Source organism: Sphingomonas sp. (assembly GCF_031380695.1).
GTDB lineage: Bacteria > Pseudomonadota > Alphaproteobacteria > Sphingomonadales > Sphingomonadaceae > Sphingomicrobium.
Genome location: NZ_JANMWY010000139.1, coordinates 1 through 11,162 on the forward strand (window position 1 = coordinate 1; position 11,162 = coordinate 11,162).

At 64.8% G+C, this 11,162-nt stretch carries 9 protein-coding genes; 4 read left to right on the forward strand and 5 right to left on the reverse strand.

The features are described from left to right. Positions 1–277 precede the first annotated feature (277 nt). Positions 278–949 carry a hypothetical protein gene (locus RMN84_RS05085; RefSeq protein WP_309611113.1) on the reverse strand — a complete coding sequence of 224 codons (672 nt, stop codon included), beginning with the start codon at positions 947–949 and terminating at the stop codon, positions 278–280. Between the two features lie 74 nt (positions 950–1,023). Then, positions 1,024–1,263 carry a hypothetical protein gene (locus RMN84_RS05090; RefSeq protein WP_309611114.1) on the reverse strand — a complete coding sequence of 80 codons (240 nt, stop codon included), beginning with the start codon at positions 1,261–1,263 and terminating at the stop codon, positions 1,024–1,026. Between the two features lie 153 nt (positions 1,264–1,416). Here RMN84_RS05090 and RMN84_RS05095 point away from each other — a divergent pair, with 153 nt between their 5' ends. Together RMN84_RS05095 and RMN84_RS05100 are read left to right on the forward strand one after the other, a co-directional pair. Then, positions 1,417–1,830 (forward strand): MerR family DNA-binding transcriptional regulator, encoded by a 414-nt coding sequence (locus tag RMN84_RS05095; RefSeq protein ID WP_309611115.1) that lies wholly within the window; start codon positions 1,417–1,419, stop codon positions 1,828–1,830. Between the two features lie 2 nt (positions 1,831–1,832). After that, complete coding sequence (locus RMN84_RS05100) at positions 1,833–3,629, forward strand: acyl-CoA dehydrogenase C-terminal domain-containing protein (protein ID WP_309611116.1); 1,797 nt, start codon at positions 1,833–1,835, stop codon at positions 3,627–3,629. A 1-nt stretch (position 3,630) separates the two neighbouring features. Here the strand turns inward: RMN84_RS05100 and RMN84_RS05105 are convergent, their stop codons facing one another. The 3 genes from RMN84_RS05105 to RMN84_RS05115 form a co-directional block, all read right to left on the reverse strand. Beyond that, positions 3,631–6,306 (reverse strand): EAL domain-containing protein, encoded by a 2,676-nt coding sequence (locus RMN84_RS05105; RefSeq protein ID WP_309611117.1) that lies wholly within the window; start codon positions 6,304–6,306, stop codon positions 3,631–3,633. Between the two features lie 90 nt (positions 6,307–6,396). Next, positions 6,397–7,323, reverse strand: coding sequence for a cysteine synthase A (gene cysK, locus RMN84_RS05110; RefSeq protein WP_309611118.1), 927 nt, complete (start codon positions 7,321–7,323; stop codon positions 6,397–6,399). Next, positions 7,320–8,594 (reverse strand): MFS transporter, encoded by a 1,275-nt coding sequence (locus RMN84_RS05115; RefSeq protein ID WP_309611119.1) that lies wholly within the window; start codon positions 8,592–8,594, stop codon positions 7,320–7,322. Before RMN84_RS05115 ends, cysK begins: the two co-directional genes overlap by 4 nt. A 46-nt stretch (positions 8,595–8,640) precedes the next feature. On the opposite strand from RMN84_RS05115, the gene radA reads away from it, so the two are divergent. Then, positions 8,641–10,008 carry a DNA repair protein RadA gene (gene radA / locus RMN84_RS05120; protein WP_309611120.1) on the forward strand — a complete coding sequence of 456 codons (1,368 nt, stop codon included), beginning with the start codon at positions 8,641–8,643 and terminating at the stop codon, positions 10,006–10,008. 181 nt (positions 10,009–10,189) lie between these two features. Next, positions 10,190–11,162 (forward strand): hypothetical protein (locus RMN84_RS05125; protein ID WP_309611121.1); only part of this gene is annotated, 973 nt, incomplete at its 3' end.

The following is an 11,162-nucleotide window of genomic DNA, read 5'->3' on the forward strand; positions in this document are numbered from 1 at the left end:
TCACCAAAGTTCACACGGTATCGGGTATCTTCGTCGGGGCGCTCGTCCGGCGGAATCGATGCGGGATCAGCGATGAGAATCAGCCACGTCCGAAGTGGCACGAGCGGGGGGCTGTAGGAAAGTTTTTTCGAGACGGTCTGCTGCTGGTGGAAAGGCGAGCGGTACTTTGCGGTGCGAACAGACCACAACCGACCAAGGGGCAGATGAGTGCGCGACCCCTATTATCCTGTCCGCGATCCAGCAAGCGACCGCGTCAGTATAGAGCGTGCCTTATTGCTCATGGTCCACCGCCCGCGATCCGGCAGCGCTTCAGCCTGAAAACGTCTTCCATGCCGATTTCGGTCAGCGCTTCAGCAAGTGCATCGCTCATGAAAATCTTGTTGTGCGCGGCCTCCTCGAACCACAGGTCGGGTCCGATAAGTGCCTGCCCGGACAGGACGACTTCGCCGTCGGGCTTGAAGTCATTGATATGCCAAACCTGCACCCCGGTGGCTTTCCTGACCAGGAACTTCGTCGCGTCTTCGGATTGTTCCGGCAGGATGCTATTCTTGATGCAGCCGAAATTGAGCAGCAAGAATTCACCTGGGTAGGGCGTTTCCAAGTCGGCTTGGTAGACGGTGAAGGGAATCAGGCCGCCTTCGCCAAAATCGAAGCGGGAAAGAACATCGGCGAGCTTGCCGCGGACGACAAAAAAACCAATTGAAAATATGTCTCCAGCCTTCTTGAATTGCCTTTCATCCCAGACCGCCATGGATTCGGGTAGCTCTTGGCGTTTTCGGACATGCCCTTGACCGTATAGTCGGATATTATTGTGCACATCATCAGGAGCGAGCGGAACTTCTGAAGCCGCTGGCTCCCATTCGTGGCCGTAAAACTTGACCCTAATTCCTTGGTCGTCGCCGAGCTTATTGTTGCTTTTTAGGCCACTCATCCACACGCCGCCGCTCATTTCTATGCCTTCCTGCCCCGACCTGCCTGTGGTTGTTCGTGCCGCCCCCGAATCAGCGCCCCGAGACCACTTTCCTAAAACCTTTGCCGCCGCGCCCACAGTATCACCAGCACCGACGCCAGCCCGAGACCAGCAAACAGCATGGTCGCCCCGGCGCGACCGAAATTGGTCACCCCGATATCCTCGACGATCCAGGACCAAAGGCGCACCTTGAAACCGTCAATGCCCGCCAGCTTCCCCGTCCATGCCATCAGCGCCAGAAAGCCGAAGACCGACAGTGAAATCCCCGCCGCCGCCAGATTAGGCCACTTCATGCAGCAATCTCCCGTCTACCGCTTACACATTCGGGCGCCGCGCACACAGGCGAGATGCTGCCCGTCGGCGGAAAAAGATAGACCGGCCGGCGGAGCGATTGCAGACCCCCGCACTCACTTGACGTTCGCGTAAACGGCAACTATCGGGCGGCCATGCTTGCAGCCCGGCTCTATTCCATCGGCGAGATGTGCGGCGATTTCGCCGTGACCGCCCGCGCCCTCCGCTTCTATGAGGACGAACTGCTGATCTCGCCCGAGCGGCGGGGGACGCAGCGGTTGTATTCCGAGCGGGATCGCGCGCGCCTGGCGTGGATTTTGCGCGGGAAGCGGGTCGGGTTCAGCCTGTCCGACATTCGCGAGATGCTCGATCTCTATGACGTCGGCGACCATCGCGAAACGCAGCGGCTGGTGACGCTCGACCGCTGCCGCAACCGCATCGAGTCGCTCCATCGGCAGCGCGAAGACATCGACGCGACCCTCACTGAATTGCACGACTTCATCGCCACGCTCGATCCCCCGTCTTCGGCCCCAGCCTCCTCGACCCCAGTTTCCCCCGCCAAGGAATAATCATGCCCAGCTACACGGCCCCCGTCCGCGATACGCAGTTCGTCATCGACCATGTCATCGGCCTCGGCAATTATTCGAACCTGCCGGGTTTCGCGAACGCCTCGAGCGACCTGATCGAAGCGATTCTCGGTGAGGGCGGGCGCTTCGCCAGCGAAGTGCTGGCCCCGCTCAACCGGGTCGGCGACGAGGAAGGCTGCACCCGCCACCCCGACGGATCGGTGACGACCCCGACCGGCTTCAAGGACGCCTACAAGCAGTTCTGCGACGGCGGCTGGACGACGCTGTCGGCACCCGAGGAATTTGGCGGGCAGGGCCTGCCGCACGTCGTGTCGACCGCAGTCAGCGAATATGTCCTGTCGGCCAACCAGGCGTTCGAAATGTACCACGGCCTGACCGCCGGGGCGATCGCATCGATCCTGACCAAGGGCACCGACGAGCAGAAGGCGACCTATGTCCCGCAGATGGTCTCGGGCAAGTGGACCGGCACGATGAACCTGACCGAGCCGCATTGCGGGACCGACCTCGGCCTGATCAAGAGCAAGGCCGAGCCCAATGCCGACGGCAGCTATGCCATTTCGGGGACGAAGATCTTCATTTCGTCCGGCGAGCATGACCTCAGCGACAACATCATCCACCTCGTGCTGGCGAAGATCGCCGGTGCTCCGGACTCGGTGAAGGGCATTTCGCTGTTCATCGTGCCCAAGTTCATGGTCAATCCCGACGGCTCGCTCGGCGCGCGCAATGCACTGTCGTGCGGGTCGATCGAACACAAGATGGGAATCCACGGCAATTCGACCTGCGTGATGAATTACGACGGCGCGACCGGCTATCTGGTCGGCGAGCCGGAGAAGGGTCTTGCTGCCATGTTCATCATGATGAACGCCGCGCGGCTTGGCGTCGGGCTGCAGGGGCTGGCGCAGGGCGAGGTCGCCTATCAGAACGCCGTCGCCTACGCCAAGGACCGCCGCCAGGGCCGCGCCCTCGTGCCCGACCAGCGCGATCCCGATGCCAAGGCCGACACATTGTTCGTCCACCCCGACGTCCGCCGCATGCTGATGGAGGCCAGGGCGTTCAACGAGGCGGCGCGGGCGTTCATCCTGTGGGGCGCGCTGCAGGTCGATCTCAGCCATCAGGCGGGGACCGAGGAGGAGCGGCAGATGGCCGACGACCTCATCTCGCTGCTGACCCCGGTGATCAAGGGCTATCTGACCGATCGCGGGTTCGAGGTGACGGTGATCGCGCAGCAGGTGTTCGGCGGCCACGGCTATATCGCCGAATGGGGCATGGAGCAGTTCGTCCGCGACGCCCGCATCGCCCAGATCTACGAGGGCACTAATGGCGTCCAGGCGATGGATCTGGTCGGGCGCAAGCTGGCCCAGAACAGTGGCCGCGCCGTCCGCGCCTTCTTCGAACTGGTCGGCCGCGACATTGCCGAAGCCAAGACGGCGGGCGATCCGGCCGGGCTCGCCGAATCCCTTGAAAAGGCGCTTGGCCATTTGCAGGGCGCGACGATGTGGCTCGCGCAGAACGGCATGGCCAACCCCAACAATGTCGGCGCGGCGGCCTATCCCTACATGCAGCTGATGGGCGCGGTGTCGCTCGGCTGGATGTGGCTGAAGATGGCGGCGGCGAGCAGCGGTCTGAAGGACCAGCCTAGCGAGGATCGCGCGTTCCACGAGGCCAAGCTGATCACCGCTCGCTTCTATGCCGAGCGCGAGCTGGCCGGGGCCGGTGCACTCCGCCGCAAGGTCGAGGCGGGCGCGGACAGCGTCATGGCACTCTCCGTCGAGGCGTTCTAGCTTAGCTCGCCTTGCGGTTCTGGCCGAGATGCCAGGGGCTTGCCTGTGGCTGATCGCTGACAGTCGGCTTGGTCGCCAGTCGCCCGAGATCGAAGACATCGGTGAACTGAAGCCCGAACATGCCCGCCTGGGCCCAGCGGACGGCGCCCATCACGGGGCCGATACCGACAATGTCGATCGTGACGGTCTGGCCCGGGGTGACGGTCTCCGCGCTCTCCACCAAGGCCCCCATCGCCGAGATGTTGCGCAGCCTGATTTCACGCCGCTCTCCGCCCAGGTTGACGAGTGCACGACGCATCAGGCGATGGCGCGGTTCGCGGGTGCTCTTGAAACCGTCGGCCTCGACCCGCGTCGAATTCGCGATTGCGCGGGCCTCCTCGAATGCGACCGGGCGGCCGAAGATATAGCCTTGAACCTGGCTCACGCCGAGCTCTCGGATCAGCTGGAGATCATCGTGCGTCTCGACCCCCTCCGCCGTCGTGTCCATGTCCAGGCTCTCCGCCAGCGTCACGATGGCGCGGATGATGGCACCGTTGCGGTTGACGCTCGACGATGCGCCACGAACGAAGCTCTGGTCGATCTTGATCTTGTCGAACGGGGCTTTCTTTAAATATCCCAGCGACGAATAGCCGGTGCCGAAATCGTCCAGCGCCAGCCGCACGCCAATGTTCTTGAGACGGGCAAAGGTCTCGTCGGTCGCATCGCCTTCGGCGAGGAACACGCCCTCGGTGATTTCCAGTTCCAGCCGCTCGGCACGCAGGCCGAACTCCATCAGCGTCGATGAGACGAGGTCGCAGATTGCCGGATCGTTGAACTGGATCGGCGACAGGTTGACGGCGATGCGGATGTGATCCGGCCAATGGGCCGCTTCGGCAATCGCCGTGCGCAGCGTCCACGCCCCGATCTTGCCGATCATGCCGCATTCCTCGGCGAGCGGCACGAACACCTCTGGCGAAATCGGCCCGCGCGACGGATGCTTCCAACGCAGCAGCGCCTCGAAACCGCATACTTCCTCGCCGGCGGTGCGGACGATCGGCTGGTAGGCGACCCACAATTCGTCGCGCTCGAGCGCCTGGCGCAGGTCGTTCTCGAGCAATTGCCGCTCGGCCGCTTCGCTGTGCATGGCGGGCGCATAGAACATATGCTTGCCGCGTCCCGAGTCCTTTGCGGCGTAGAGCGCGAGATCGGCGTCGCGGACCAGGCTGTCGGCATTGCCACGCCCGGGATCGCCGATCGCGATGCCGACCGACGCACCGATCGTTACGCGGTGACCCTCGATCGAGTAAGGGCGCGACACTTGCTCGATCAGAGTCCGGGCGAGCGATTCGATCAGCCCGGATTCGACCGCACCTGGTAACACCGCAATGAACTCGTCGCCGCCCAGTCGCCCGATCTGGCCATGGTCGCCCATCACGCTGATCAGTCGCTGCGCAACCTGGCGGAGAAGCGCGTCGCCGATCGGGTGACCAAGCGTGTCGTTGACGTTCTTGAACCGGTCGAGGTCGATCAGGAACAGCGCACAACCCTTCTGGCGCGAGGCGGCGTTGCGCAGCGCCTCGTCGAGCGTCTGGCGCATCAGCGCGCGATTAGGCAGGCCGGTCAGTGAATCGAACTTGGCGAGGCGAGTGATTTCCTGTTCCGAACGGCGCTGTTCGGTCAGGTCGGTCCCGATACCCCGGAAGCCCAGGAAACGACCATTCTCGTCGAACACCGGATTGCCCGACAGCGACCAGTGAATATCCTGGGCGCTGGCCGGGCGGACGACGACGTCGGAAAAGGGGAAGCGGGCCGAGAGATGGAAGCCGAGCGTGCGCTCCTCGCGCAACGGACCCTCGCTCGATCCATCGACCGACAGCAGGTCGGTGAACTGCCGGCCGAGCAGCGCCGCCGGTTCGCACGCGAAATCCTCGGCCAATTGCTGCGAGACATAGGACAGCGTGCCCTGCGCGTTGGTTTCCCAGAACCAGCCACGGCCGCTGTTCTCGAACTCGATAACGAAGCGCAGCGCCTTTTGGGCGTCGGCGTCGAGCTGCAACCGTTGCCGCGCGCCGGCGATCATGGTGCGGGTGCCGGCGACCGAATAGGCGATCACGATGAGCGAGAGCGCGGCAATCCCGACGATCAGCATCGGGTGATCGCTGGTGAGCAGGGCAGCTATCGCTCCGACAAGGCCGCAAAGAATCGTCATCGGCGGCGATTCGATCGCGACGATCGCGGTAAATGTGACCCCGGCACCGATCAGCAAGGGCGATAAGCCCGACAGCTGCATCGCAGGATTCGCGGCAGACAGGCTGAACATGGCCCATAGGGCGCTGACGACGACGACATAGCCGCAAATTAGCCGGGTGACGTTGTGCGGCAGGAGGTGGAGTCGCTCGCGGAAGCGAATGAGCGCCGCAGCGGCACCATCTAGGGCGAAGATGAGACAGATGGGACCGACGACCGCGCCCGCCAGGCTCTGGCCACCAGCAACTATACTGTAGATCACGAGGGTCAGGCCGCACAGCAGATGCATCGCGCAAAGCAGCAGCGGCACCAGGTGCAGCTGGGTCATGCGCTGTTCGGCCAAAGTCACGTCCTGCGACGTGTCCGGTGGCGAAATGTCGAATGACAACGCTTCCGCCACGGTCGCTTTCGCTTCCCGCTCGACCGCACTGGCAAACCTGGCTTGACGCATTATTCGACCCACTTCATCCGGATCGGATTAAACAGGGTGCGTTAACAAGCCTTCAGCATGTTGCATTAAATCTCCGTTACCTCAAACAAGTTAACCCTGCTCGGGGAGGAAGTCGGGGACCGACAGGTAGCGCTCTCCGGTGTCGTAGTTGAATGTCAGGATGCGTGGCTTGGGGCCAAGCTCTGCCAGCTTCTGGTCAATTGCTGCAAGGCTTGCGCCCGAGGAAATGCCGACCAGCACTCCCTCCTCGCGGGCGGAGCGGCGCGCCCATTCCTTGGCGGCATCGGGCGCTACCTGGATCACGCCATCGATCGCGCTCATGTCGAGGTTGACCGGAATGAAGCCGGCGCCGATGCCCTGAATCGGATGCGGCGCGGGCTCGCCGCCGCTGATCACCGGTGACAGCGTTGGTTCGACCGCGAACACTTTGAGGTTCGGCCAGGCCTTCTTGAGGACGTGGGCGACGCCGGTGATATGGCCGCCGGTGCCGACCCCGGTGATGATCGCGTCGATCGGCGAGTCCTTGAAATCGGCGAGGATTTCCTGCGCGGTGGTGCGCTCGTGAACTTCGATGTTGGCGGGGTTGTCGAACTGTGCCGGCATCCACGCGCCGGGGGTCGAGGCGATCAACTCCTCGGCGCGGGCGATGGCACCCTTCATGCCCTTCTCGCGCGGGGTGAGGTCGAACGTCGCGCCATAAGCGAGCATCAGGCGGCGCCGCTCGATTCTCAAGCTCTCGGGCATGACGATGACCAGCTTGTATCCCTTGACCGCCGCGACCATCGCCAGGCCGATGCCGGTATTGCCCGATGTCGGCTCGATGATCGTGCCGCCCGGCGTGAGCTTCCCCGAGCGCTCGGCGTCTTCGATCATCGCCAGCGCGATGCGGTCCTTGATCGAGGCACCGGGGTTGCTGCGCTCATTCTTCGACCACACTTCGGCGCGGTCGCCGAACAGGCGGTTGATGCGCACGTGGGCGGTATTGCCGATGGTGTCGAGGATCGAGTTCGCCTTCATGTCACATGTTCCTTGGCAGGGGATGGGGCTATTTCGGGGGGATCGAAGCTCTTCGCAAGTCGCAATTCGGGAAATTTCCACGCCCAGATGGCGACTACCGCAACTGCGCCGACGCCGCCGGCGACGACCGCGGCGACGGGCCCGATCAACGCGGCGAGGAAACCGCTCTCGGCCTCGCCGAGTTCGTTCGACGCACTGATGAATACCGAGCTGACCGCACCGACCCGCCCCCGCATCGCGTCGGGTGTGTGCAGCTGGATCAGCGACTGGCGCACATAGACCGACAACATGTCGGCCGCGCCCAGGAGCGTCAGGCAGGCTAGGCTGAGCGGCATCGAGCGCGACAGGCCGAACACTACCGTCGCCAACCCGAATACGGCGACCGCCAACAACATCTTGACCCCGACATTGTGGCGCAGCGGGCGGAACGCGAAGAAGGCCGCGGTCAGGGTCGCACCCAGCGCCGGGGCGGCACGAAGGTGGCCGAGGCCTTCCGGTCCGGCATGGAGGATGTCGCGCGCGAACACCGGCAGCATCGCCGTCGCCCCGCCAAGCAGAACCGCGAACAGGTCGAGGCTGATCGCCCCCAGCACCAGCCCGTTGGTCCGGACGTAATGAATGCCCTCGGTCGTCTTGCGCCAGAACCCGATCGTCCGGTCCGTCAAGGGACGTGGCACGGGCGGGATGCCCATCATTGCCAGCAATGCGATCACGAACAGCAGCGCGCTGATCGCATAAGGCCAGGTCGGCCCGATCGCGTAGAGGTAACCGCCCAGCGCCGGGCCGATGACCGATCCGGATTGCCACGAGATCGACGACAGGGCGATCGCGTGGGGCAGGATGTCGCGCGGGACAAGGTTAGGCGCGAGCGCTTGGAACGCCGGTCCTGAGAAGCCGCGCGCTACGCCCAGCAGGGCGGCAACGACGAACAGCGCGGTGAGGGTCGTCGTTCCGGTCCACGCCAGCCACCCGAGCGCTGCCGCACAGCCCAGCTCGAGCAGGATCGTCGCCGCCCCGATCAGCCGCCGATCGAGATGGTCGGCCGCCCAGCCTGTCACTGGCACGAGCAGGAACAGCGGCGCGAACTGGACCAGGCCGATGATCCCAAGCCGGAACGCCGCTTCCTTCAGCGACATCGTCTCGCGGGCAATGTCGTAGACTTGCCAACCAATAATGATAACCATTGCCAACTGGGCAATGGTCGACGCCAGCCGCGCAACGAAATAGGCGCGAAAGGCGGGGATGCGCAGGGGGTCCGGGATCCAATTCACGCGAACGCCCTAGCGGGGCATCGTCGCCACCGCTACATCCTTGGCGATGGCCAAGCTCAAGACCCGTTACGTCTGCACCGCGTGCGGCTCCGCCCAGTCGCGCTGGCAGGGGCAGTGCCCCGACTGTGCCGAGTGGAATTCGATCCAGCAGGAGGCCGCCGCCCTCTCGACCGTGTTCGCGCAGAAGCACGACCTGTCGACCGGTGGCCGCCCGATCGAGCTGGTCGGGCTCGACGTCGTGGTCGCGCTGCCGCCGCGCCTCGTCAGGGGCATCGCCGAGTTCGAGCGGGCGGTCGGTGGCGGGCTGGTGCCCGGCTCGGCGACGCTGATTGGCGGCGACCCCGGCATCGGCAAGTCGACCCTGCTGCTGCAGGTCGCGGCGAACATGGCCAGCGCCGGGCGCGACGTCGTCTATCTCTCCGGCGAGGAAGCCGCCGACCAGGTCCGCCTGCGCGCGATCCGCCTCGGCCTCGGCGGCGCCCCCGTCCGCCTCGCCGCGGCCACCTCGGTCCGCGACATCCTCACGACTCTGGGGCAGGACGAGCCGCCCGCACTGCTCGTCATCGATTCGATCCAGACGATGCACAGCGACTTGATCGAAGGCGCCCCCGGCACGGTATCGCAGGTGCGGGCCTCGGCGTACGAATTGATCCGATATGCCAAGGACAGCGGCACGGCGGTGGTCCTCGTCGGCCATGTCACCAAGGACGGAACGATCGCCGGGCCGCGCGTGCTCGAACATATGGTCGACACGGTGCTGGGGTTCGAGGGCGAGCGCAGCCACCAGTATCGCATCCTGCGCGCGGTCAAGAACCGCTTCGGCGGGACCGACGAGATCGGCGTGTTCGCGATGGAGGGGGCGGGGTTGGCCGAAGTGCCCAATCCGTCGGCCCTGTTCCTGACCCAGCGCGGCGAGTCGGTCAGCGGCACGGCGGTGTTCCCGGCACTGGAGGGCACGCGCCCGGTCTTGGTCGAGATTCAGGCGCTGGTCGTGCGGCTGGCGAGCGGCGCGACGCCGCGGCGGGCGGCGGTCGGCTGGGATAGCGGGCGGTTGGCGATGGTGCTGGCGGTGTTGGAAGCCCGCTGCGGGATGAGTTTCGCGACCGCCGAAGTCTATCTAAACGTCGCCGGCGGCTACCGCCTGTCCGATCCCGCCGCCGACCTCGCCGTCGCTGCCGCTTTGGTCTCCGCACTGAGTGAGCGGCCGGTTCCTGGCGAATGCGTCGTGCTCGGCGAAGTCGCACTGTCGGGCGAAGTCCGCCCCGTCGCCCACGCCGCGCTGCGCCTTAAGGAATCCGCCAAGCTCGGCTTCGAGCGCGCCTGGGTGCCCGCCGGAGTCGACAGCGAAAGCGGCATCGCCCTGACCCGCTTCGCCAATTTGCGCGGACTGGTGGATCAGATTTTGGGGCGGTGACGTCGTTTACGAGATTGGCACGGAACGCGGTTAAACCGGGATGATGGACCTGCCTTACAATCCGAAGCGCCTGCCTAAGGAGTTGATCGTCGTCGGCGCGATTATCCTGCTGGTCGCCGCCGGGATGACGGGGTGGGATTGCGCATCTGGAGGCGTGTGACAAAGAATCTCTACGCGGGCGTTGCTCGAGATCGTCTGTCCGGCGGCGGTGACCGACGTCCGCTTTCCCGTTCCGCATTGGTATGCGTTTTTCTCCAAGCTGTTCCTGTTGTGGGTAGTTGGCGGGGCGACATTGGTCGCTGGTGTCGTCCTTGCCATTCGCGACCGTCGGCGCAGTCGTCCGCCACCATCTCGCCAGGCGATTGCCGGACCGGCGTTGGCGGAGGAGGCCGAACCCGCAACCTTTGGACGAAAGCCGATCATGGTTCTCAGCCCTTCTGCCTATAAACCGTCGCCCGAACGTCAGGCCCTGCTCGCGCTGGAAACGGGGGTGCGCGAAGCGGCGGCGCGGGGCGATCTCGACGGCGCGCTCGCATTGGTCGACCGCGCGATCCGGGATTGCAACGACGACCGCCTGACCGCTGCGGCCAGCAGCTCGCGGTCGGCTGATTTCGACTGGGTCACCATCGTCGCCGCCGCCGTCGAAGCTGACGTTGTGGCGAAGGCGGTGGGTGAGGAGGGCTGCCAGGACGTCCTGCTCGAACTGGGGTCGGTCGATGAAGACCGGACCCTGCTCTATCGCAGCTTTTTCGGTCCGCGTCCTCCGCAGGAGGTCGCATGGTTGTTGAAGCACGGGCAGACCCTGCGTGAGCACGGTCCGGTACGGCAGACGATCGCGATCGTCGGGATCGACCATCTAGCTGTGCTGGAAGCCTCGAAGGGCTGGACATCCGAAAACACGGGACGGGCAATCGTCGTGGCGGAGGTGGAGCGGAGACATCTCGTTAGCTCACTGGCGGGGACGATGCTCGTGCTTCGCTATCTCGATATCGTTCGTCGTCATGCCGCCGCGACGGGGTTTCCCTTTCCCGTGACGCTTCGTGCCGGGGTGGCGTCGATCGGCGGGGAAGATGCCATTCGGCAGCGTGATCCCCGCCTCGGGCTTGACCCCCCCTGCCGCGTCGCGCCCATTGGCGATGAGGTGGTCGCCCGAC